We start from the raw sequence: 23,539 nt of genomic DNA on the forward strand, positions 1-23,539 counted from the left end.
TTGGACCAAAATAGTTGAGATGGCCCCAATGGGTATAAAGCGAGGCCGCGATGTCTATGTAAATAATGCTCACTACCCTATGTATGCGAAAGTAAAACAAGAAGCTCGCACCAATTATCATTCTGCAACACTAATGCGAGCACTGATTAGCCTTAATGCTGATACCGGCAACAGCCAGAGTGTAAATGGCGCAGGAACCATTCGCTATTTAAAGCGCAATGGTATGGCTATTGAATACTACATAGACAACAGCGATGTACTGATTAATAAACTCCATTTCGATGACACTTTACGCTCTGATACAGCAGGTCAAGGAACAGGTCTCTATGGTGTCAGAAATGTAGCTGATGAGTGGTCAACGGATAGAGCACCCAAGAATAAAATGTCGCTTGGACACAAATGGAACGGTGCACACTATGCTGCAGTGAGTGGAAAATTCAGCTCAAATGATTCAGCTGGAAAGATGCTTATCAAGCATATTGAAAAAGCTTATGGCGGAACGGAGATACTTCCCAAAGATATAGCTAAAGTTGACAACCACTACTCCCTCTATTGGATTAGTAGAGGGGAGCATGGTGCATTGCCTTCGGTGGATGGCCTAACCTCACTAATCCAGCAGGCAGCTGACGCCCGTGAATCCGTCAACTGGTTGATACACGGTGAGGGTGCAAAAACCTTCCAGCGGGCGTTGGAAGTCTTACAGACTGCACCCTCTTTAAGCCGTTTTGCGGCGAAAGATGAGGAAATCGTGCGCGGATTACGCATGAAAATGGCAGGCCAGAAAATCTTTCTCTCCAACCCTGTGGGCGCAAATCCCGATAAAATTGAAAACCTCTGTGGGGCCGTTGGCCTCACCTATGTGGACAAAAATATCAATACACGAAATTTCAAAACAGCAGGCGCATGGCGCAACTCCTGGTTTGAAGTTACTGCCATAGGGGCCATGGCTGTAAGTACGGGGATTGGTCCGACTGCGTTAAAGAAAAGCGGGATTGGTGCACTTCAAAAACAAGTCGAACCTTTGATGGATGCAGTCGGAACATTTGTAGCTAACACGGATCTTGGACCTGCTCTTAAAGTTGGTGGTGCAGCTTTCGTTGCCTTTACCGTTGGCAAAACCCAATTTACGAAATGGCGAGATAATATCCGCGCGATCAGGGCAACCGCAAGCAGTACCTTTGGCCGTGGCAATGAATATTGGTACGAGAGTGATGAAGATCTGCTGGAACAATTATCAGCCTAATGCCTTAGCGATAATCACTCTCTGGTTAACCTTGTAAATTTTGGAATTCAAAGGTGCCGGCATAGGCCGGTACCTATAAAATCATGCAGTATTTAGCTATTTGATCTCACACATAACCTCTCGTTAAACCATCTGCACTAAACCTTCTCCCTTCTGCTCGATTTTCTCTGAACGATAACCACATTCATCCTTCTTACAAATAGCTGTCGAAATAAGCGCTTATTTTTACCGCTACACTGATTGCGTAGCCCTAATTTCGGGTGGATGCACAGGGGAGTAAGAGATGCAACGGCTCGGACTGTTAGCAACGTTTTTTTCCACTTTATTCATCAGCAGCCAATCCCTCGCTGAGTATAAGAAAGGGGACTATATTGTTCGCGTCGGTGCCGCGGCCGTCGATCCGAAGGACGATTCCGATAATCTCTATCTAAATGGCACCGAATTGCCCGACACAAGAGTTTATGTGGATACCGGCTATTCCGTTAATTTTACCGGCACCTGGTTATTCGCCGATCACTGGGGGCTGGGGCTTTTGGCGGCATTGCCATTCAAACATGACCTGGACGTGCGCGGCTTGCCAGACCCGGATACTGGCGAACCCCTCGGCAAGGTGCGCCTGGGGGATATCAAACACCTGCCACCCACCCTTACCCTGCAGTGGTATCCCGTATGCACTGAGTCTTGGGTACAGCCCTATATTGGCGTCGGTATCAATTACACCCATTTCTTCAGCGAACATATCAACCGCGCAACGCAGAACTACTTTGAGACCGTACTCGGTGCTGAGTCACGGGCAAGGCTCAAGCTCGACAATTCCTGGGGCTTGGCGGGGGAAGTTGGTATAGACGTCACCTTAGGTCGGGAGAATCGATGGCTGTTTAATGCGGCTGTTTGGTATTTGGATATCGATACCGAAGCGGACATCCATTTTCACACCGGCGCTGACGATAGCTCGCGAATCCATGTGGATGTGGACATAGACCCCTTTGTTTTCTCCCTGGGGATCGGCTATCACTTTTGAGACCGCTTAACCTTACTTAGTCCATAGCGATACAACACCCACCCTATCATTCTGATTTACAGAATGAGTTCGCCTATTTTTACCAATTTTCATTCTGCCTGCTCCCGTTAAACTGCTTTTTATCGACAACGATGCCTCAAACAGAGCATGACTCTATAACGAATCCCCAGATTAAGGAGCACTACATGACCACTTCCACCCTGTCCTCAGCTCAAGCCTCTACTAACGCCCCCCTATTTCCAGCCATTGCCGACCTGTCCGGGCGAATCGGCCTGGCGGCAATATTTTTTCTGGCGGGCGTCAACAAGATTCAGAATTATGAGGGCAGCGCCCAGTATCTGACCTATGGTGGCCTACCTGAAATACTATTGCCGCTGGTGATTGTGTTTGAGATTGGCGGCGCTCTGGCGTTAATCCTGGGCTTTCAGGTTCGCCTCACCGCTTTGGCTTTTGCCAGCTTCAGCCTAGTCACTGCCGCCCTGTTCCATAACAATCTGGGGGATCAAATTCAATTTCTGATGTTTTTTAAAAATCTGGCCATTGCCGGTGGTTTTCTGGTAGTTGCCGCCCATGGTGCCGGGCGCCTTAGCCTAGATAAGCGCAATAGTATTTAAACTCTGGAACAAGAATTGGGCCCACTCTATTTTATCCAGGGCCAGCTGTAACACAGATATTGGAGATGAACATGGGACTGTTGATCAACGGCCAATGGCATGACCAGTGGTACGATACTAAAGATTCCGGCGGTGCATTTAAACGAGAGACAGCGCAGCTGCGCAACTGGGTGACAGCCGATGGCAGCGCCGGGCCCAGTGGTACTGGGGGCTTTAAGGCGGAGTCGAGACGCTACCACTTGTATGTATCCCTGGCCTGCCCGTGGGCCCACCGCACTCTGATTTTCCGCAAGCTGAAAAAACTGGAAGAACATATCAGTCTCTCTATAGTGAGTCCGGATATGCTCGATCAAGGCTGGAGCTTTCATATGGATGAGGGCAGCAGCGGTGATGCTCTGTTTGATTATCACTATATGCATCAGGTTTATACCCACAACAAGCCCGATTACTCTGGACGAGTTACGGTGCCAGTGCTATGGGATAAGCAGACAAACGGTATTGTCAGTAATGAATCCTCAGAAATTATTCGTATGTTTAATACTGCGTTTAATCGTATTACCGGAGATACTCAAGACTTTTTCCCCAAGGATAAACAACAGGCGATTGAAACGATTAATCAACTGGTGTACGAGAGCATCAATAATGGTGTATACCGCAGTGGCTTTGCCACTACCCAGGAAGCCTATGAAGAGGCCTACCGCCAGCTATTTGCCGCACTCGATCAGATGGAAAACATTCTAGCCCGCCAGCGCTACTTGATAGGAGAAGAAATCACGGAGGCAGACTGGCGACTATTTACCACCCTGATACGCTTCGACTCCGTATACCACGGACACTTTAAGTGCAATCGCCAGCGCCTGGAAGATTTTCCCAACTTGCGCAACTATGTACGTGAGTTGTACCAGTGGCCCGGTATCGTCGAAACCGTAAATTTCCAACATATCAAGCGGCACTATTACTTCAGTCATACGTCCATCAATCCAACCCAGGTTGTACCTACTGGGCCGAATATTGACTACAGCAGCCCGCACAATCGAGCTGAACAATAACCGCCACGAACAGCAAGTAGGCCGCTCTGCGGCCAACTTCCATCACAACCATGTGGATCCCACCTTTTCAATACTCGACCACATCCAGTAAATTGTCTGTCTCTTCTCCAGTTCTGTTGGATAATAGAGCGTGATCTAATAAAACTGGCCAGTAATCATCAAACGCTTATGCAAGAGCTCCACTTACAAGGATAGATCCATGCAAAAAACCACCCTAGAGCAATGGCGTATGTTTAAAGCCGTTGTGGATGCCGGCGGTTTTAACCAAGCATCATCCGTTGTGCACAAGAGCCAGTCCAGTATTCACCATGCCGTAACAAATCTGGAGGCCGCTCTTGGGGTCAAGTTATTTGAAGTCTCAGGGCGTAAGGTGATGCTCACCGAGGCGGGCCAACTCCTGCTGCGCCGCGGGAAGTATCTGCTGGAAGAAGTCTCTCGCATTGAGGCTATCGCCGACTCTCTCAGCGAGGGCGTGGAGTCAGAACTGCGTATTGCCGTGGATGGGGCCTTTCCACAAAAAGTCGTCTTTAAAGCACTGGAAAAAGTCTCCGGTATTTTTCCTCAGGTCAATATCGATATTGTGGACACGGTATTGTCGGGTACCAATGAGCTGATTCTGGAGGGAATGGTAGATTTAGGTCTCTCGGCATTTACCATGAATGATAGTCTCAACGATGAGATATGTCGTATTGAATTTGTGGCTGTCGCCCACAAAGATCATCCTCTGCACCAGTATAAACGTGAACTAACTTATGAGGATCTAAAATCCTATCGACAGATTATAGTGCGGGATTCCGCCATACAGACCAACCGGGATTCCGGTTGGCTGGGGGCAGAGCAACGTTGGAAAGTGGGGAGTTTGCGTGCATCACTGGATTTAATTGCACAGGGAATGGGGTTCGCCTGGCTACCCTTACCATTAGTGGCCGATTTACTCGATGACGGCACCCTGAAATTACTCCGCCTGGTAAAGGGGGGAAAGCGCTCATCCAATTTTTATTTAAACTTTAAAGATCAAGATAAACTCGGTCCTGCCGCCAGAGAATTTATTGGCGAACTACGTTTTCTTACCCTGGAAATTTCAGATTTTTCGGGATAACGCCTCAGCAACAACCCTCTGAAGCCGCCATAACAACTGATAGCTTCTTACGAACTGATAGAGTAGATATCATCTCTAAAACCTGCTTACTTTTTCTTTAGAGAATTCAGCTGAATTTAATTAATTTTTTCCTCAATGCGTAGACCCGCCCCCTTTGAGGCACCCCTACATTATTAAACAGTCCATTCTGTAGAAACGAATAATCAATTCAACTTTATCCGATATTCATTCGAGCCACCCCTATCTATCATAGCCATAACACACTTATTTACATCACCAGCGAGGCCCAGGCTATGTTTTATTTCAGACCTTCTCAGGGGCGCGGGCAAGCTCGATTTGGCTGGCTCAACAGTAAACACACCTTTTCATTCGGCCACTATTACGATCCCAAACATATGGGCTTTTCCGCACTTCGTGTAATAAACGATGACATCGTGAGACCTGGTGCAGGTTTTGATACGCACGGTCACCGGGATATGGAAATTATTTCCTACATCCTGACGGGCGCAATTGAGCATTGTGATAGTGAGGGGAATCGTTTTGTTGTTCCTGCCGGCGAGGTCCAACGAATGAGTGCCGGAACGGGTATCACCCACTCGGAATACAATCACTCAAAATCACAAAATCTAAGGTTCCTGCAAATATGGATTCAGCCCAACCGCCGCGGTATTAAGCCCGATTATGAGCAGCGGTCGATCGCACAGATCGGAAAAATGACTCCTCTGGTGACAGCCGATGGCCGGGGCCAATCACTTTCCATACAACAAGATGCCAATCTGTACCGGCTGCAATTAACTTGCGGGGAGACTATCTCACTGGACACCCTTGAACGCCCCGGTTACCTACACGTCATTGAGGGAGCAACCGGTGTCAATGGTAGGCACCGGCTGAGCGCGGGGGATGGTCTGGGATTATTTAAGGAGCGGATACAACTTGAATCCTCGGCAGAGGGGTTTACCGCACTTTGGTTTGACCTGCCCGCCACTTGATTCAAATAGCTCATGACTAGCCTCACGCTCAGGGCCGGCGGCAAGGACTTATCCCGAGGCTAAGAATTCGATTCGGACTTTGCACCTTTATCAATTTAAAAAGAACCCGAAAGCGAATCATTAAAAAACTGAGATATGCCGTATCCGGCCCTAAGCAGAGCCTGAATACCCTGTAAAGAATAGTGCGTGACACTTTACCCAACTCGCCCGCCCAACCGCCGATTCCCTCCTAAAATAGAGCGAGGCATTTGGGGATGAAGCAATGGACAAAGCTGGCGACATGGATGGTCGCGAGAGAAATGAGGCCGCGCCAGGGCGATTGCTTTCCCTGCTTTCGCCGGTGCCCCCCGCGCTTTTCGCTATTGTTCTGCTGATTCTGATGCCGGATATTTCTGACGGTAGAGAATTTTCTTTTGGCGTTACCTGGGTTGCCGCACTGGGTATATCCCTGCGTTTCTACATCGATGGCCTGAGTTTCCTTTTTGCCCTGTTGATTAGTGGGATTGGTGTGTTTGTGGCCATCTATGCGGCCGCATACCTACGCGGACATCCCGATCTGCGTCGTTTTTATTTTTATTTATACCTTTTTATGGTCGGTATGCTGGGCCTAGTGCTGGCGGGGGATTTAATTACCCTGTTTGTATTTTGGGAAGTGACCACTATTTCCAGCTATCTGTTGATTGGATTTAATAATACGAGTGCTGTCGCGCGCCGCTCTGCCCTTCAAGCCCTACTAGTCACTACCTTAGGTGGGTTGTGCCTGCTGGTTGGATTGCTGCTACTAGGTTCTGTGGCGGATAGCTTTGAGTTGCGACAGGTGTTAGCTTCAAGTGAAGCCGTGCACAAAAGTCCTCTTTATTTACCGATCTTGATCTTGATTTTAATTGGTGCCTTCTGTAAATCCGCACAGTTACCCTTTCATTTCTGGCTGCCCAATGCCATGGCCGCGCCAACACCAGTGAGCGCCTATTTGCACTCCGCCACCATGGTAAAAGCCGGCATCTATTTGCTCGCCCGTATGCACCCGATACTGGCACATACTGAATGGTGGGAATGGATATTAACCTGTACCGGTGCCGCAACGGCGGCAGTGGCTGCGGTAGCGGCACTGCGCCAGACGGACCTGAAACTCGCCCTGGCATACACCACACTCATAGCGCTGGGCACGATCACCATGTTTCTTGGCTCCGACGCTTCGGCCGCGGTAGCCGCCGCCATTACTTTTTTATTGGTGCACTCCTTTTACAAGGCGGCACTTTTTATGGTGGTCGGTATCATCGACAAACAGGCAGGCACTCGAAACCTGAACAAACTGGGCGGCCTCGGCCGCTGCATGCCAATCACTGTCATTGCCGCTTCCGCGGCAGCACTCTCTATGGCCGGATTTCCCCCTTTTCTCGGCTTTATCGGCAAGGAATTAAAATATGAGGGCGCCCTTGCTGTGGCCTCAGAGCCCGCCCTCGTTGCTACCGTTGCCGTTTTTGTTAACGCCGTTACGGTGACCGTTGCCGGGATGGTCGCATTAAAGCCCTTTTGGCGAAAGAAACCGCAGCAACTCCCCAAGGTAAAAGAAGCACCTGTGGGACTGTGGATTAGCCCGTTGATCTTAAGTGGCCTGGGGCTCACTTTCGGATTGGCGCCCGATCTCGTTGGCGGCGGTCTGGTGGAGCCGGCTTTAAGTGCAGTACTGGGCATTCCAGAGACCATCAAGCTGCAACTCTGGCACGGCATCAATATTCCCCTTCTGATGAGTATCCTCACGTTTATTTTAGGGGTGACCATGTATTTGGGGTTGCGCCGCTTGCGCGCTTGGCTGGCCTGGGACTTCAAACACGCGCCCACCAGTGCCGATCAAATGTGGGATAAATCCCTAGAGTTACTCAAGGCCTTTGCGTCTGCGCAAACTCGCATTCTGCAAAATGGGGTAATGCGCCGCTATTTGAGCGTTATTTTTACGACGATATCCCTGGCCCTGGCTTTCGCCTTGATTCATTCCGGGCAATACCCTCTGGACTACAACTGGCCGCAATTAAACTTAAAAGAGTGGGCGGCGTTGTTACTAACTGTGGGAGGGGCTTTTATGGCGGGGTCTGCGCGCAAGCCTTTAATAGCTATCTGCGCCCTTGGTGCTCTGGGTGTGGGAATTGCTTTAATCTACTTATTCCTCGGGGCGCCGGATGTTGCTATCACTCAGCTGCTTGTTGAAACCCTGTACCTGGTGCTGGTTGCCGCAATTTTACCGCGCCTACCGGTATTCAATCCCGGCAGAAAAGTACTGTTTCGGCCTCGCGACGCGACACTCGGCGCAGTACTGGGCCTCCTGATTACTCTCAGCCTTTTGGCCGTTCTGCAAACACCACTAGTCAGTCCAACGAGTGAATTCTTTGTAGAGGCTGCGGTACCCGAGGGCCATGGCCGCAATATCGTCAATGTGATTCTGGTGGACTTTCGTGCGCTGGATACCTTTGGCGAAATTATTGTTGTCTTTACCGCGGCTATAGCGGCAGTCACCTTACTCGGTCACCAATTGCGGCGGGGAAAACAATGAATTCACTGATACTACAAACGGCGACTCGCGTGCTGGTCGCACTGATTCTGGTGTTTTCCATTTATATGCTACTGCGTGGCCATAACTATCCAGGTGGCGGATTTATTGCCGGTTTGATCGCCGCTTCGGCATTCGCATTATTCGCCATAGCTTGGGGCATGGAGTCGGCACAGAGTGCCCTTAGAATACCTCCCGGCAATCTCGCGGCAAGCGGCGTGCTGATCGCCGCACTCTCTGGAATGCTGGCATTATTCTCCGGCGATGCCCCCTTTTCAGGCCAGTGGCTGCGACTCACTGGCGATAAAACTACTGGCGGGATCTCTATCAGCAATGTACTGATATTTGATATCGGTGTTTATCTGGCCGTACTCGGTGCGGTACTGACCTTGATTTTTGCGCTGGAGGAAGCCTGATATGGAAGGCCCTCTCGCCCTCGTTGTCGGTATATTGATTGCCACCGGCGTCTATTTGATGCTGGCGCGTAATTTATTGCATTATTTATTTGGCTTGGTATTAATTAGTAACGCCGCTAATCTGGCTATTTTTATTGCGGGTAGAGTCACCCGCGCCGCGCCGCCCCTCATCCCTGAAGGCCTGCAGGTTCCCCCCGAGCCAATTTCCAACCCTTTACCCCAGGCATTGATCCTAACCGCAATCGTTATCGGTTTCGGTTTACTGGCCTTTGCTCTCGCATTAATTGCCCAGGCCTACAAGGTGCTTGGCACTCTGGATGTGGATTCCATGCGCATCGCCGAACCTATCCCACCCAAGAGGGAAAAATCCCTTTGAGCTGGTTACTGGCCCTGCCTTTCCTGATACCGATCTTCACCGCGCTCGCTACTTTTCCAGCCCGCGCCAGGCCTCGTTTATGCGGCGTACTTTCGATTTTTGGCTGCACTCTATTGCTTGTCGTGACAATTGCCATCCTAGTATTGGTGGAAAGCAATGGTACCCATGCGGCCCAGATGGGCGATTGGGCGGCACCTTTTGGTATCACCCTAGTGGCCGATCGGTTGAGCGCCGTTATGCTGTTGATCAGTGGCATCGTAGGGCTCTGTGTAGCCATATTCGCGCTGTCCGATATCGGTAAATACCGAGTTAAACTAGGTTTCCATAGTTTTTTTCAACTGCTATTGGCTGGGGTTTGTGGCAGCTTTATTACCGGAGATATCTTCAATTTGTATGTCTGGTTTGAAGTGATGCTGATCGCTTCTTTCGCGCTGCTGGTGCTCGGTGGGGATCGGATTCAACTGGATGGCGGAATTAAATATGTGGCACTGAACCTGGTCTCCACACTATTGATGCTGACTTCAATCGGTATGATTTATGGATTGACCGGCACATTAAATATGGCGCAACTGCATATTTCCCTGGCTGCAGTGGATAACCCCGCAGCAGTTTCTACGCTGGCCGTTTTATTTATCTGTGCCTTTGGTATCAAGGCGGCAATTTTCCCACTGTTTTTTTGGCTGCCCGCTTCTTATCACGCGCCGCCAGTAGCGGTAACCGCCGTCTTTGCCGGCCTGCTCACCAAGGTCGGGGTCTACGCGCTGATTCGCACGTTCACCCTGATTTTTCCTAACGATCTGGGTTTTACCCACAGTATTTTATTGGGCACTGCCCTCCTCACTATGCTCACAGGCGTACTGGGTGCCGCGGCACACTATGAGTTTCGAAAAATTCTCGCCTTTCACATCATTAGTCAGATTGGCTTTCTCGTGCTGGGCCTCGCCCTCAACTCACCACTGGCACTGGCTGGAGCCGTTTTTTACATGGTGCACAACATTGTCGCCAAGACCAATTTGTTTCTCATCAGTGGTACGGCCCAGCGACTGACTGGCAGTTTCGAACTGAGTGAAATCGGAGGGATTTATCGAGCGAGCCCGCTGCTTTCCACTTTTTTCTTTATCGCCGCCTTTAGTCTGGCCGGCTTTCCGCCGCTATCGGGTTTCTGGGCCAAACTGTTGTTATTAAAGGCGAGTCTCGACCAAGCCGCCTATTGGGTTGTTGTCGTGGCGCTGGTGACTGGTGTTCTGACTCTGTTCTCTATGAGTAAGATCTGGGCGGAGGCTTTTTTAAAGGCGCATCCGAAGGACTATTGCAAATGTCTGGGAGATATTCCCCGATACGAACGCTATCAGCGCCTGTTGCCCGTAGCGCTGTTAGCGCTGATCACTTTGTTGCTCGGGCTGGTACCCGGGCCTTTTATTGATTACTCCCTGGCCGCAGCCGGAGAGTTGTTGGAGCCGGCGGGTTATCTTGGGGCTGTACTGGGTCTGCAGACCCAATAGGCTGGGGAGCACAGATCATGCGCGTTTTTTTACTCAATCTGATATTGGCCATCAGCTGGTCAGCTCTGACCGGTAATGCAACGCTGGTCAATTTCTGCTTCGGCTTTTTTATCGGCTATCTGGCATTGCGGGTTTCGCCAAAAATCCCAGAGGGCACCAAGTATTTTCAACGTCTGCCGCGCTTAATCCGTCTGGCCAGCTTTTTTATCCAGGAGCTGGTACTTTCAAGCCTGCGCGCCACAATCGAGGTATTTTCCCCAAAGCTGCAAAGCCGCCCACTGGTGGTGCGAATTCCTCTGGAGATTACCGACCAAACTCAGATTTTTATACTCGCCAATCTGATTTCACTCACACCCGGCACAGTAGTGCTTGAGATAACTCCTGATAATTCAGAGCTTTTTGTACACACCATGTTTGTGGACGATCCAGACATTTTCCGCGAGGAAATCCACCTCGGTTTTGAAAAACGCGTGCGGGAGGCCTTTTCCTGATGCACAGCACCATCGTCGATATAAACGCGCCAGTTATCGTAATGGCCATTAATATCTCTTCACTGATTATGCTACTGGCACTGGCGATGTGCTTTATGCGTATTTTCATCGGCCCAACACTGGCGGATCGAGTCGTTGCTCTCGATGTACTGAATATTCTCGCGGTGGCTTACTGTGCACTCTTGGCGATTGCCTCAGGGCAACCGGTATACCTGAGCGCGGCTATTGCTCTGGCGCTGGTGGCTTTCCTGGTGAGTGTCGCCTTTGCCCGATTTATTGAAAAAAGCGGTAAAAAAACGGTACTAAACGAGGGGGGCCGCGACGGTGGTTTTCGATGAAGTGTTTATTGCCGCGCTGTTACTGGTAGGCAGCCTTTTCGGCTTTAGTGCCGCTTTAGGTCTGTTGCGGATGCCGGACTTCTACACGCGTATGAGCACCTCGGGTAAAGCCGCTACGCTGTGCTGTGGCCTGTTACTCGGCGGGGTAGCGGCCATGTTCCACGACACCCAAGTAACAGCACGCGCTGTGGCAGCCCTGCTGTTTCTCTTGTTCACTGTGCCGATCGGGGTGCATATGATTGCCCGCGCCGCCTATCGGGTGGGTACACCGATGTGGCGGGGCAGGACCGCCAAACCCCGCTTCAAAAATCCGAAGCGGGATCTGAAGTAGGCCCTCCCCCTGGGCACCTACTACTGGTAGAGATCGGCAATAATCGCCTCACTGCGCTTTGCCAGCTGTATGTCGCAGTTATCCAACAACAGCACATGACCCATCTTGCGACCACGGCGCAGACTTTTGCCGTAGAGCCAAACGCCATCATTATTGCCGGAGGGCGGGCGGTCAATGCCGAGCATATTGACCATCGCAGCTGGCCGCGGGCAGTCCGTCTCTCCCAATGGCATATCTAATATCGCCCGCAAATGGTTGGCAAACTGGCTAGTGGATGCGCCCGCCAGAGTCCAGTGGCCGCTGTTGTGTACCCTTGGGGCAATTTCATTAACCACGAGACCGTCGTCGGTCACAAAACATTCCAACGAAAGTACGCCCACATAGTCCCAATCGTCCATCAGCTTTTGCAGATAGGCTCGAGCCCTGGCCAATAACTGCGCGTTCGAAAAGGGCGCTTTTGAGAGTAAAAGTGTGCCCTGGCGGTGCAGGTTCTCCGTCAGCGGGTAAGTCTTCACTTCTCCGGAAACCGAGCGGGCACCAATCAGGGATACCTCACAGGAAAATGCGACCGAGGCCTCCACTACACAAGGCAGATTTTGCGCCTCTTCAACGGCTTCGCGTAACTGTGCAGCGTCCTTCACCCGCCACTGATTCTTGCCGTCGTAGCCATTTTCACAGCTTTTAATAAATGCCGGATAGCCGACGGTATCCAGCGCGCGCTGTAAGGCTTCGCGTCCCTGAGCCGGCATAAACGTGGCAACTGGCAAACCACTTTCGCTGAGCGCACATTTTTCCCGCAGGCGGTGCTGGGCTTTCTCAAACACATGGGGGTCGGGGTAAACCGGGCAAAAGCGCTGTAAATCTCTCAGTAGCTGCACATCCACCTGCTCGCGCTCGGCGGTAATCACCTCCGGGCAGCCCAGAGCACGATAGAGCTGCTCGCCACTATCGCCTCCCTCCAACCTCACCAGGGTACCGAGGCCCTCAACGCAGCCGGCATCCTCATCCCGCTCGGCGAGGAAGCTGAATGTTATGCCGAGGGACTCCCCCTCTTGGGCCATCATCTGTGCCAATTGCCCACAGCCGACAATCGCGATATGTCTGGTGCCTTTGTTCACGGCCCTTACTCCACTGAGAGGGGGACCTGATCACTTTGGCGCTCACGCCAGGCGATCAGTCGCTGTTGCAACTCGCTATCCGCCAGAGACAGCATCTGCGCCGCCATCAAGCCCGCGTTAAAAGCACCGGAGGCACCCACCGCCTGGGTCGCCACAGCCACGCCTTTGGGCATCTGCACGATGGAAAGCAAACTGTCCATTCCAGTCATAAAGCGGCTCTCCACCGGCACCGCTATCACCGGCAGCGGACTCATGGCCGCAATCATACCGGGCAGGTGCGCGGAGCCACCGGCGCCGGCGATAATCACCTGGGTACCCTTTTTATGGGCCTCATTGGCGAATTCCACCAGGCGCTGGGGGGTTCTGTGGGCCGAGACAACCGCCGTGGCGAAAGGCACTTCCAGTTCGCTCAGAGGCTTGGTGGCGTTTGCCATGGTGGCCCAGTCCGAGCGCGATCCCATAACAATGGTGACTTTTTCAAATGGCAGTGATTTCACTTGCTGTTAACTCCAGTGTTGAACAAGCGCCAGGTAGACGGGGATCGCTACCAGGACATTGAAAGGAAAAGTAATCGCCAGGGACAGAGTGATGGATACACTGGCGTTGGCCTTTGGCAGTGCTACGGACATGGCCGCCGGCACTGCAATATAAGAGGCACTGCTGCCGAGCACCGCCAGCAGGAAGATACCGCCCGCGGAGAGACCCAGCAGTATCCCCAGAGCGCCCCCGGCGGCGCCCCCGAGCAGAGGCATGAAAATGCCAAAACTCAGTAGGAAAACGCCCTGCCCGCGCACATCGGCAAGGCGCGCCGCTGCAACCCGGCCCATTTCGAGCAGGAACAGGGCCAGTACTCCGTGGAAAAGTTGGCCGAAGAAAGGCATCACCGCGGTGGTGCGCTCTCCCGCCCAGGCACCAATCGCAATACCGCCTATCAGGAGAAGCACACCCTGATTACAGGTCAGCTCGTGAAGCAGTCGCCCCTTATTCGTGCCCTGCACCGATTTCCGCGCGAGGAGAATGCCCACGACAATGGCGGGGACTTCCAGCAGAGCCACAAACAGAGGGAAATAAGCTTCATAATCGATGCCTTTCGCCTCCAGGAGCGCCACCGCTACCGCATAGGTAGCCACACTGACTGAGCCGTAATGGGCAGCGGTGGCCGCCGCATCCAGGCGGGTCCACTGGCCAATCCAATACAGGAGCGGGAAGGCGACCAGCGGGAGAAGCGCACCAAAGGCCAAGACCGCCAGGGATTGGGGGACCAGGGTGGAGGCAGAATACGCACTGAGTGCCGCGCCACCTTTCAACCCGATGGCCAGTAACAAGAAAATCACACAGCTTTGGTAGAGGCCCGCCGGCAAACGCAGATCACTGCGTACCAGCTGCGCCAGTGCCCCCAGGATGAAAAAACCGACTACAACATCCAGCTGCATAATCAGCGCTTCCGACGCCGGGACAGCGGCAGACGGATTCTCTGGGGTACCCGTTTCATTAGCAAGTAACCCATATTGGCCAGCAAGACCAACATCCCCACCGCCATAAGGGCAACCGCATCAATACCCACAAGCGCCAGTATCCAGCCAATGGACATAACCATCAGCCCAACTAACGCACCAAAATACAGTTGTGACTTATGCATGCAACGCCCCCCTCCCACTTAATTTGAAGTGGGCGCATTATGGATAATGGTATTGATAGATAAAAATAGATAATTATTATGTTATCCATAAACTTTTATCTATATTGAGTAGAATACAGGTGCTTCATGCCTACCAGTAGAGCCCACGCCCGTATCGGAACCGCCAGACAGTTAGAGATTTTGCTCACCGTTTTTGAGCAACGCAGTATCAGTGCCGCCGCTAAAACCCTGCACCTTACCCAGCCCAGTGTTTCCATGCAGCTGGCCAAACTCTCCGCCGCCGTGGGCCTGCCTCTCTACTATGCGGTGGGAAAGCAGCTGGAATTTACCGAGGCTGGTCTTACTCTGGTGGATAGTGCCCGCGAGATTCTCAAAAGCTACGAGTATCTGGAGTTAAAGCTGGCCAAACTGCGCGGGCTGGAGACTGGCCGCCTGCAACTGGCAGTGGTCACCACCGCCAAGTACTTTATCCCGCACCTGATCGGCGAGTTTTACGAGCAGCACCCACAGCTGGATATTCTCTTCCGTGTGGGTAACCGCCAGCAGATCATTGACTATACCGGCGAGGATGAAGACGATTTTTACGTTTTTAGTCACCCTCCAAAGAATCCCGACCTTGAGTTGGTGGAATTCCTGCCCAATCGCCTCCTGGCCATTGCCCCGGAAAAACACCCGCTTGCGGGCAGAGGAAAAATATCTCTACAGGAATTTGCCAGCTGCCCATTCCTACGCCGGGAAGAGGGCTCTGGCACTCGACACGCCATCGAGCGCTTTCTGCAAAAGCAAAAGATCGATCTCAATATCCGCATGACCATTGAGAGCAATGAGGCGATTAAGCATGCGGTTATGTCGGGCCTAGGCGTCTCCATTCTCTCCGAACACACGCTCGCCTTCGGCGGGCACTCCGGCCTTGCCATCCTCGAGGTAGAGGCACTCCCCATCATTACCCACTGGTACCTAGCCAGGCGAAAATCCCGCCCACTGTCACCTGCAGCCTTAGAATTCTTGGAATACGCGCGCAATTTGGAAACCGTTCCGGAGGAGAGCGGCCTTACTTGGCCACTACCGCCAAATTCATAACGAATCACAAAAAAATCAACAAAGCTTTATTAACAGATCCCCCTATTTACGGATGTCGACGTAAAAGTTACCGAGGCATCCAATGGCCACAGACAAAAACTCCCGCTTTAATTCTCGTCAAATTTACGGCGTTCTCGCTGAATCCTGCTACTTTTTGGTTACCTGCCGGTGAGCCCAAAAACTCCGGGGGCAAGGTAGTTGGTAATAATAAATGACGCCCAGTCGTCATCGATTTTCACGGAAGGGAATGGTGATGAAAATCCAGGGAAAAATTTGCAGAGTTTTCGTATTTCTTTTAGCGACAAGCGCAACCTATACGGAAGCCCAAGAGGATTGGCGTAACATCGACTGGGGCGAATTTATGGTGCGTATTGGTCTCAGTTATGTCGCGCCCAATGACGCGGGAACATCGCTCAAATACCGAGTGCTGCAACAGTGGGATTTATACAACACCACCTGGGAATTAGACACCGCACAAACCTGGCAGATCTCTGGAGTTTGGCGCCCCTCCGATCGCTGGGGTTTCGAGCTGATGCATATCAATAGCGCTTCTTATGGTGTCTCTCTGGATAATTTTACCGGCAACACCGGCAGCAGCCAGATCAAACTGGGTGACTTTAAAGCATCGACCACCCTGGCCTTTGCCAACTGGTATTTTCTGGACCCCAGCTATATAGCCCGCCCCTACCTCGGCGCCGGAATTAATTATACAGATTTTCACACCGTTTCTATTAGCCGCCAATTTAACGAATACCTGATCGATTCCGATATGTCAGTCGCACCAGGCTCCTTCAATATGGGGCATTCTTGGGACTGGGCTCTTCAAGGCGGTGTTGATTTCAACTTGGATTTTCGTCAGTTTCAGTATCCATTACTAATTAATCTGGCCGCCCTTTACTACTTATCGGATACCGACCCCACAGTAAATTTCCCCACCGAATTGGGTTCTGACCGACTGTATGCTCACTTTGATTACGACCCCTGGATTCTCAATCTTGGGGTTGGTACAAAATTTTGAGGATCATTATTTCGTATACCTAATCAATGGCCGGAGCCACTGTGGAAAACACCAGCCTTGCCCGAAATTTTCTAACCACCGGTAGAAAAAGCGCCTTCGTAGGTCTATCGACTGTGGTTATCACTCTGATATTTTTTTCCGCAAAACCCGTGGCGGAGTGTTCACCAGGCAATGTGGGTACCGACGGCCCCGACCAAATCATCTGTAACGAGGATAGCGATGCAGAGAGCGCTGATGTAGACGGATTGGGTGGCAATGACACCCTGGAACTGGATGGCGGCACCATTAATAATGCCTATGGTGGCATCGGTGACGACCAAATCTATATCCGTGGAGCGATTGTCAACGACTCGGTCTATGGCGGGGATGGAAAAGATCTAATCGTACTGGATGAGCGCAGCAGCGATATTGGCGACTACCTCAACGGTGGTGGCATTCACGGTGGTGTCGGTGACGATGAGATTCAGATATTGGATGGGCTCAGTTTCCATGTATGGGGTGGAGAAGGTAATGACCAGATCACCTTGGATGGGGGCTTCATTTTTAACTACTTGGATGCGGGTGAGGGCGACGATTATATCCACTGGGATGAGGGTATCGCGAATGAAATACGTGGCGGCCCCGGTTCAGATATGCTGGTCATAGACTCCTACTCCTTCGACGGCGATGCCATTTTAAATGGTGGCGACGACCTCAGTGCGGAAGATGGTGATATTGATACCTTGATATTCAAGCTCGATTATCGTGTGGATGGCAATCAGCTAAACAACTGGGAGCGCGTAGTCATATGGGGAAGTTCGAAATTGATCCTGACTGGCAGCCTTAATGTTGGCGGTGGCCTGGATTTCGATAATAATCCTCTTGGTCTACATATTAAGTGGGGCGGTCAAGCATTTATCGATCCCAAGGAATACACCATAACCGGCAACGTCGCTAACGATGGCACCATCGATCTGGCCAATAAAGAATTAAATACGCTCATTATTCAAAAAGATAGTGACAATAATTACGGCCATTATATTGGTGGAAATGGACGGCTATGGATGGATGTAATACTCGATAACGAAAATGCGGGCAGCGATCAACTGAAAATCAAAGGGGATGCCAGCGGCTCAACCTTTATAACACTATACAACCTGGAAGGTACGGGCGCGCGTACCCAGGACAATGGCATAAAGCTGGTGTCTGTCGAGGGAAAATCCACAGACAATGCCTTTATTTTAAGTGGTGACTACGTTACCAGGGATCAGCAACCAGCGACCATTGGTGGAGCCTATGCCTATACCTTGCACCAAAACGATGTATCCGGTCAAAGTGATGGAGATTGGTATCTACGCTCTACCGTGAGTAATTCGAGCCGCTTTCCAAATGGCGGCATGGTACGTTGGCAGCCAGCTGCGGTCATGTATGAAACCCTCCCACAAGTGCTGCGTTCACTCAATATTCCCTCGCCATTGCGCAGCCGGGTGGGCAACCGCTATTGGGTTGGCAGCAGTTACCTAGACCTCTATAACGAGGATTATGCCAACTCACTAGAAACCACCATTGATACTAGAGGCTTGTGGATACGTAATGGCGCACGTTATGTGAGCACTACCCCTAAACAATCCACCACCTGGGCAAGCTGGGATCAAACTCTCTATCAGATCCAGGTCGGCGCCGACCTGCCCCTCAATCTATCCGTTTACGGAAGCGCACCTGTTGCCAGCCTGGCGTTGCACTATGGTGACTCAAGAAATACCGTAGACTCTTTTTTTGGTGACGGCACGATTGATACCAAAACCTATGGCGTCAGCAGCTATTTAACCTGGTATAGCTATCAGGGACTTTACCTGGATGCGCAGTTTAAGCTGAGCTGGTTTGACTTTGAATTTGATGCTGACGATCTGCGCACCCTGAAAAACAGTAGCGAAGGCTATGGTTACGGCTTCGCCCTCGAGGGGGGGTGGAATTTCAAACTATATAATTACTACTCTATAACCCCCCAAGCTCAGCTGATTTATACCTCTGAAGAAGCTGAGGATTTTGAGGATACTTATGATGTGCTGGTAGGGGACATCAACAATAATGGACTCTTACTACGCCTAGGAGCCACTTTTGAAAAACGTAAAAGTCAGCGAAAGTCGAGCAGAAACATGTACGGCTCCCTCCCCCTTGAACGCTTTGGATACTATGTTACTTCGGGACTGACTTTTAATCTCGACCAAGAAACCGATCTAGTGGTCTCCGGAACCAGATTAATACAAAAACCAGATGCCTGGTACGCCGACCTGCGTATGGGGATCAGCTATGAGGAGTGCGGTGACCACTGCTCTATCTACTCAGAGTTATTCTATAGCAGTAGTCTCGAGAATCCTGGGAACAGTTTCGCAGGGGGGCTGGAACTTGGTTTTCGCTATAAATGGTAGCCTATCTGCATATCATTATTTGACGAACACACTTACCCAACAGTCCATGAATCAGCCCCCCAACTAAACCCTCTACAAACCAGTACCATTAAGGACTCACTTGACTTATTTGTATAATACGGCTATTGCGCAATGTCGCAAAAACATAACTCGCACCGTCACAGCCCACAAGATACCACTTCTCTTTAGAGAATTTTTTGCCGTTCTTAGCAACCCTTTCCTCAATTATTTTTGAATATATTCTTTCAACATTAGAGCATATCTTCCACCCACCGGGGAGCTCATCTTTCAACATATCAACCGCAGAGGATATCATCTCCTCATCAAAGTTCGATCGACCAAGTAGCATTTTATGCTCCGCATAAGAAAAGCATGGCAACAAGAAAAATATAGAAAAGCAATAAAACCTCAAACCTAAACCTCTTAACCCACAGCCATTTATGGAAAGTATTGCTGGCACGCTAAAAATTGAAAAAATACAAACGTTTCGCTAACCTAAAAAAACTATTCCATACAGATTCGCCGCCAACATATACTGAGCATCCATGCTTTATTCAGAAGAGGTTTGCATCCTTTAAGGCCCACTAGGTCGGCACTAAGAATCTCACTAAAGCAACTCTAACAATTTATACTCAGAAAAAACCCGGCGAATTTTATAGTCATTACCATACTTACTTTTGAGATTCTCTCTCTTTAGACTTTGGGCTCTTGCACTCGGAATTGTGAGAAACCGATCTCGCCAATGCCGCGAATCTGGCACACGAGCTGCCCGGGTACCCTGGCGAACACTCATCGCCTTGAGCCAAATATCATCGGCCTTGGGGCAAAGCGCTAAAAATTTTTCACTATCAAATGCATCTTTATGCAGTGAACCGGGATGATAAAGTACACCGCCAACCCCTGTGGGAAAAACTCTGTGGCAAGGTTGCGTGTTTGATTTTCCGCACCAATTCTCTCTTCCGCTACGCCATTTCTGGTAGGGAAGAATTTCTCCTTTCTTATCGACCTCTATACGGTGGGCACGATGACAATAAATATTGGATGGGTCACGCAGGTAAGCCTGATAAAGAATATCAATCATATCCAGCGGATAGAGCACATCATCGTCAACCGTAATTATCAGGCTATCGGGAAACTGATCGAAAGCATATACATATTTTTTATAAGGGCCAAAATCTTCCTCTACAAAACAAATTTTCAAACCTCGACTCTGCTGTTTTTTTAACAGCTCGGGAATATCCCCATCCGGAAAATCCTGCAAAGATAACCACAAAACAACCACGTCAGCTTTTAATGATTGCTGAAATAAGCTCTCTATACACAAATAAATATCGTGAATACGCTGATCAAAAGAGGTTAAGGAGACGATGATTTTATGCCTCTTCGTATTGCCAACACCTGGTTCGTTACTCATCAATGCTTGCTGCCCAAGAAGATGAGAGCGCACCAGAGCTTCTAGCTTCATGTTATTACCTAGATCATGACGCTTTAATTGTTTTTTTATAAGGTAATTCAACATAATCCAATATCCCGACTCTCTCAATCATTTGTCAATACACAACCACCCCAAATGCACACCTAGCTGCCTATTTGAGCAACCAGTTAAAAGGGATATTTTTAATAATTGTGACGGTTACATAATCTTTTCGCTATAACAGAGTCCTCATTTGTAGAAGAAAGTCTAGAAACTAAGACTCAGGGCGTATTAACCATCCCAAAATAGGGAGTAAAAGTCTATTACTCCCGAACCAAGTTAAAAAAATTTAATAATTTTTGAAAAGCTTTACAAGAATGTACTATTGACGATAACTGGAATCGGATCGATCCAGTTTTCTTAACAACCCAGGCCAGACCAGAAGCCCCCCCTGATTGCCAGTCACCATATCTCCCTCACTAACGATTTTATCCACAATACCTTGAGGAACAGGCGTGAGGGGTGGATTTCCGGCGAGAGCACTAACCTGTATCTCACAAGCGCGCTGCAGAATAAACATGGCCAGGAAGGTATCGGCAACGGTGGGAGCACAAGTTAGCAGTCCATGATTGCGCAAAATCATATAATTCGCCGGGCCGAGGTCTGACACCAGTCGCGCCTTTTCATCCTCGCGTACGGCAATGCCTTCATAGTCGTGGTAGGCGATGCTCGAAAGGGGGAACAGGGATTGTTGGGAAATCGGCAGCAAGCCCTCTGCATGGGCCGAGACAGCAACTCCAGCGGTGGTATGCGTATGCATCACACAGTGGGCATCCTCGCGGGCCTCATGGATAGCGCTGTGGATGGTAAATCCCGCCGGGTTCACCATCCCTGAATTCTCATCCACTTTTTCCCCATCCCGATTGATTTTCACCAGGCTTGAAGCGGTGATTTCCTCAAAAAATAGACCAAACGGATTGATCAGAAAGTGTGCCTCGGGCCCGGGGATACGTACGGAGAGATGTGTGAAAATGGTATCGTCCCAGCCGTAATGGGCTATCAAGCGGTAAGCCGCTGCTAAATCGACACGCAACTGCCACTCCTCCTCGCTCACGCTGCCCTTCAGCGAAGGCATAGTATCCAGCTCCATAGTGTTCTCCTTAGTATGTATGGAAATCAGATTCTGGATCAGCCCCACCGTAAACACTGTCAAATTGTTTACACTTGGCAAATGAATATTACCGCCAGTGTTCTCGATACTTGTCCACTACTCACCGGTCTCCCTCAGAAAGCTCGGGGCCACCTCGCTAAAAAGGCGCTATACCAGCGTTTTGCCAGCGGTGACATTCTCTATCCTCCCGGATCACATTTGGAGCGCCTTTCTATTATCGCCGAGGGGCAGGTGCGAATTTGTTCCAGCAATGGTGCCGGGCGCGAAGCAACCCTGGCCATTTTAGATGCTGGCGCCTGGTTTGGTGATACCGTGTTTTGCCCAGGTAACCCTCGGGTATTTGGGGCCAGCGCGCATAGCGCTTGTGTCGTTGTCGACATACCAGGCGATCTGCTGAGGGAGCAAATGGCACAACATCCTGAAGCCTATCCGGTGGCACTGGAACAGATCAGTCGCAGACTCTGGACGGTGATGTCGATTATTCAGGACGATGTACTACGGGGCACAGAAGCGCGGATTGCTCGGCGCCTCTTCTTTATGGCACAGATGCACAACAGCGGGAAACAGAGCAGCCCGGCGAGTTTTCGCCTCACCAGGGAGCTACTCGCCAATACTATGGGCATGACCCGACAAGGGGTTCATCGGGTGCTGAAAAATATTGAGGCAAAAGGGCTCATCGAATCCTCCTACGGGCGTATCTGCGTTCCAGATGTCGAGCGCCTTAAGACCTATATCGAGCTATTGGATTGAGTGCCTCTCAACCGGTCTCACCAATGTTTGCAGCCTCACCCTCGTCCGCTTCACGCACTTTTTTGCGGCCGTAATAAGCCAGCAACATCCCCGAAGGAAACATGAGAACTCCATATACCGCGGAGGGCACGGACATTTCACTGGAATGTAGAAGCGTGAGTGTCACCATAAGACCGATAGTGCCATTTTTGATCCCCAGCTCTGTGGCAACGGCCAGGCTATCGCGCCGAGAGAGACCACATATATGGCTAATAGTTAGCCCGGCCAACACCCCCAACAGATTCAGTAAGATCGACGAGGGGCCGGCCAGGAACATAAGCTCCCCTATCCGATCTCTCATTCCCCATACCAGACCCACCACCAAAATGAGCAATACCAAGGCACCAAAAATACTCACAATGCCCTCAGCACGACTAGCCAGGCGAGGACTCCAGGCGCGTACCAACATGCCAATCACCACCGGCAATAGAACGATGACCGATAACATAGCCACTGTTCGGGCAAAGGGCAGGACAATTTCCTGCTCAGCACCAAAGTATTGCCGCAGAGCGAAGTTAGTAAAGAAAGGCAGGGTCAGAATTGTAATCAAACTGGCCGAAACCGTAAGCACTATGGATAGCGCTACATTGCCGCGAGCGAGTAATGTAAACAGATTAGAGGTGGTCCCGCCTGGACAGGCCGCAATAATAATTAACCCCACCGCAATCGGTGCGGGTAAACTAAGAGCCCAACACAGAACAAAGGCCACAAGGGGCATAAATACTATTTGGGTGAAAGTGCCCACCAGTAAGCCAGCGGGTTTTACCGTGACTTGGTGAAAATCCCTGGCATTCAGGGTCATTCCAATTCCCACCATAATAATAAACAGCGCGATCGGTAAACCGATCGAGATCATAGGTCCTGATTCCACACTCGTTTCCTCTCTTT

Annotated in this window: 25 protein-coding genes; 17 read left to right on the forward strand and 8 right to left on the reverse strand. The window is 50.5% G+C overall.

Annotated elements, in window-relative coordinates; all coding sequences use genetic code 11:
- Positions 1-28 precede the first annotated feature (28 nt).
- The 13 genes from Q1A69_RS00740 (at position 29) to mnhG (ending at position 12,014) form a co-directional block, all read left to right on the forward strand.
- Positions 29-1,243 carry a hypothetical protein gene (locus Q1A69_RS00740; RefSeq protein WP_299579578.1) on the forward strand — a complete coding sequence of 405 codons (1,215 nt, stop codon included), beginning with the start codon at positions 29-31 and terminating at the stop codon, positions 1,241-1,243.
- A gap of 283 nt (positions 1,244-1,526) precedes the next feature.
- A complete protein-coding gene (locus Q1A69_RS00745; protein WP_299579582.1) occupies positions 1,527-2,264 on the forward strand; it encodes an OmpW family outer membrane protein in 738 nt (245 codons plus the stop codon).
- A 185-nt stretch (positions 2,265-2,449) separates the two neighbouring features.
- A complete protein-coding gene (locus Q1A69_RS00750; protein ID WP_299579585.1) occupies positions 2,450-2,878 on the forward strand; it encodes a DoxX family protein in 429 nt (142 codons plus the stop codon).
- 71 nt (positions 2,879-2,949) lie between these two features.
- Complete coding sequence (locus tag Q1A69_RS00755; protein ID WP_299579588.1) at positions 2,950-3,927, forward strand: glutathione S-transferase family protein; 978 nt, start codon at positions 2,950-2,952, stop codon at positions 3,925-3,927.
- Positions 3,928-4,126: 199 nt separating this feature from the next.
- Complete coding sequence (locus Q1A69_RS00760; RefSeq protein WP_299579591.1) at positions 4,127-5,026, forward strand: LysR family transcriptional regulator; 900 nt, start codon at positions 4,127-4,129, stop codon at positions 5,024-5,026.
- Positions 5,027-5,319: 293 nt separating this feature from the next.
- Entirely contained in the window at positions 5,320-6,015 is a 696-nt protein-coding gene (locus Q1A69_RS00765; protein ID WP_299579594.1) for a pirin-like bicupin family protein, read from the forward strand.
- 262 nt (positions 6,016-6,277) lie between these two features.
- A complete protein-coding gene (gene mbhE, locus Q1A69_RS00770; RefSeq protein ID WP_299579597.1) occupies positions 6,278-8,563 on the forward strand; it encodes a hydrogen gas-evolving membrane-bound hydrogenase subunit E in 2,286 nt (761 codons plus the stop codon).
- The gene (locus tag Q1A69_RS00775) at positions 8,560-8,976 is read left to right on the forward strand and encodes a Na+/H+ antiporter subunit B (protein WP_299579600.1); all 417 of its coding nucleotides are present in this window, start codon (positions 8,560-8,562) and stop codon (positions 8,974-8,976) included. The genes mbhE and Q1A69_RS00775 overlap by 4 nt, the downstream gene beginning before the upstream one ends.
- A gap of 1 nt (position 8,977) precedes the next feature.
- The gene (locus Q1A69_RS00780) at positions 8,978-9,352 is read left to right on the forward strand and encodes a Na+/H+ antiporter subunit C (protein ID WP_299579603.1); all 375 of its coding nucleotides are present in this window, start codon (positions 8,978-8,980) and stop codon (positions 9,350-9,352) included.
- Positions 9,349-10,854: a Na+/H+ antiporter subunit D gene (locus Q1A69_RS00785; protein WP_299579606.1), complete on the forward strand. Its 1,506-nt coding sequence runs from the start codon at positions 9,349-9,351 to the stop codon at positions 10,852-10,854. The genes Q1A69_RS00780 and Q1A69_RS00785 overlap by 4 nt, the downstream gene beginning before the upstream one ends.
- Before the next feature lie 17 nt (positions 10,855-10,871).
- Complete coding sequence (locus Q1A69_RS00790) at positions 10,872-11,345, forward strand: Na+/H+ antiporter subunit E (protein ID WP_299579609.1); 474 nt, start codon at positions 10,872-10,874, stop codon at positions 11,343-11,345.
- Positions 11,345-11,683 (forward strand): cation:proton antiporter, encoded by a 339-nt coding sequence (locus Q1A69_RS00795; RefSeq protein ID WP_299579612.1) that lies wholly within the window; start codon positions 11,345-11,347, stop codon positions 11,681-11,683. The genes Q1A69_RS00790 and Q1A69_RS00795 overlap by 1 nt, the downstream gene beginning before the upstream one ends.
- The gene (mnhG, locus tag Q1A69_RS00800; protein ID WP_299579614.1) at positions 11,670-12,014 is read left to right on the forward strand and encodes a monovalent cation/H(+) antiporter subunit G; all 345 of its coding nucleotides are present in this window, start codon (positions 11,670-11,672) and stop codon (positions 12,012-12,014) included. The genes Q1A69_RS00795 and mnhG overlap by 14 nt, the downstream gene beginning before the upstream one ends.
- Positions 12,015-12,034: 20 nt before the next feature.
- On the opposite strand, the gene Q1A69_RS00805 is transcribed toward mnhG, so the two are convergent.
- From Q1A69_RS00805 to Q1A69_RS00820, 4 genes are read right to left on the reverse strand one after another with little or no spacing between them, the layout of a single operon-like run.
- Positions 12,035-13,132, reverse strand: a complete 1,098-nt coding sequence (locus Q1A69_RS00805) for a 5-(carboxyamino)imidazole ribonucleotide synthase (RefSeq protein ID WP_299579616.1) — start codon at positions 13,130-13,132, stop codon at positions 12,035-12,037.
- A gap of 5 nt (positions 13,133-13,137) precedes the next feature.
- On the reverse strand, positions 13,138-13,629 hold the full coding sequence (purE, locus tag Q1A69_RS00810; RefSeq protein ID WP_299579618.1) for a 5-(carboxyamino)imidazole ribonucleotide mutase: 492 nt from the start codon (positions 13,627-13,629) through the stop codon (positions 13,138-13,140).
- A gap of 6 nt (positions 13,630-13,635) precedes the next feature.
- Entirely contained in the window at positions 13,636-14,565 is a 930-nt protein-coding gene (locus Q1A69_RS00815; RefSeq protein WP_299579620.1) for a sodium-dependent bicarbonate transport family permease, read from the reverse strand.
- Positions 14,566-14,567: 2 nt separating this feature from the next.
- Positions 14,568-14,771: a hypothetical protein gene (locus tag Q1A69_RS00820; RefSeq protein ID WP_299579622.1), complete on the reverse strand. Its 204-nt coding sequence runs from the start codon at positions 14,769-14,771 to the stop codon at positions 14,568-14,570.
- Positions 14,772-14,897: 126 nt separating this feature from the next.
- Between Q1A69_RS00820 and Q1A69_RS00825 the strand changes: the two genes are divergently transcribed.
- The 3 genes from Q1A69_RS00825 to Q1A69_RS00835 all read left to right on the forward strand — a co-directional run bounded on the left by Q1A69_RS00825 (position 14,898) and on the right by Q1A69_RS00835 (position 19,277).
- Positions 14,898-15,851, forward strand: a complete 954-nt coding sequence (locus Q1A69_RS00825; RefSeq protein ID WP_299579624.1) for a LysR family transcriptional regulator — start codon at positions 14,898-14,900, stop codon at positions 15,849-15,851.
- Between the two features lie 253 nt (positions 15,852-16,104).
- The gene (locus Q1A69_RS00830; RefSeq protein ID WP_299579626.1) at positions 16,105-16,869 is read left to right on the forward strand and encodes an OmpW family outer membrane protein; all 765 of its coding nucleotides are present in this window, start codon (positions 16,105-16,107) and stop codon (positions 16,867-16,869) included.
- Between the two features lie 41 nt (positions 16,870-16,910).
- Positions 16,911-19,277 carry an autotransporter outer membrane beta-barrel domain-containing protein gene (locus Q1A69_RS00835; RefSeq protein ID WP_299579628.1) on the forward strand — a complete coding sequence of 789 codons (2,367 nt, stop codon included), beginning with the start codon at positions 16,911-16,913 and terminating at the stop codon, positions 19,275-19,277.
- An 88-nt stretch (positions 19,278-19,365) separates the two neighbouring features.
- Here Q1A69_RS00835 and Q1A69_RS00840 read toward each other — a convergent pair whose 3' ends face one another.
- The 3 genes from Q1A69_RS00840 to Q1A69_RS00850 all read right to left on the reverse strand — a co-directional run bounded on the left by Q1A69_RS00840 (position 19,366) and on the right by Q1A69_RS00850 (position 21,841).
- Positions 19,366-19,626, reverse strand: coding sequence for a hypothetical protein (locus tag Q1A69_RS00840; protein ID WP_299579630.1), 261 nt, complete (start codon positions 19,624-19,626; stop codon positions 19,366-19,368).
- A gap of 258 nt (positions 19,627-19,884) precedes the next feature.
- Positions 19,885-20,796 carry a hypothetical protein gene (locus Q1A69_RS00845; protein ID WP_299579632.1) on the reverse strand — a complete coding sequence of 304 codons (912 nt, stop codon included), beginning with the start codon at positions 20,794-20,796 and terminating at the stop codon, positions 19,885-19,887.
- 277 nt (positions 20,797-21,073) lie between these two features.
- Positions 21,074-21,841, reverse strand: coding sequence for a class II aldolase/adducin family protein (locus Q1A69_RS00850; protein ID WP_299579636.1), 768 nt, complete (start codon positions 21,839-21,841; stop codon positions 21,074-21,076).
- A gap of 81 nt (positions 21,842-21,922) precedes the next feature.
- Between Q1A69_RS00850 and Q1A69_RS00855 the strand changes: the two genes are divergently transcribed.
- A complete protein-coding gene (locus tag Q1A69_RS00855; protein WP_299579639.1) occupies positions 21,923-22,612 on the forward strand; it encodes a Crp/Fnr family transcriptional regulator in 690 nt (229 codons plus the stop codon).
- A 7-nt stretch (positions 22,613-22,619) separates the two neighbouring features.
- On the opposite strand, the gene Q1A69_RS00860 is transcribed toward Q1A69_RS00855, so the two are convergent.
- Complete coding sequence (locus tag Q1A69_RS00860; protein WP_299579641.1) at positions 22,620-23,522, reverse strand: bile acid:sodium symporter family protein; 903 nt, start codon at positions 23,520-23,522, stop codon at positions 22,620-22,622.
- Positions 23,523-23,539 lie beyond the last annotated feature (17 nt).

Origin of the sequence: uncultured Microbulbifer sp., assembly GCF_947498635.1 — a bacterium.
Taxonomy (GTDB): domain Bacteria; phylum Pseudomonadota; class Gammaproteobacteria; order Pseudomonadales; family Cellvibrionaceae; genus Microbulbifer; species Microbulbifer echini.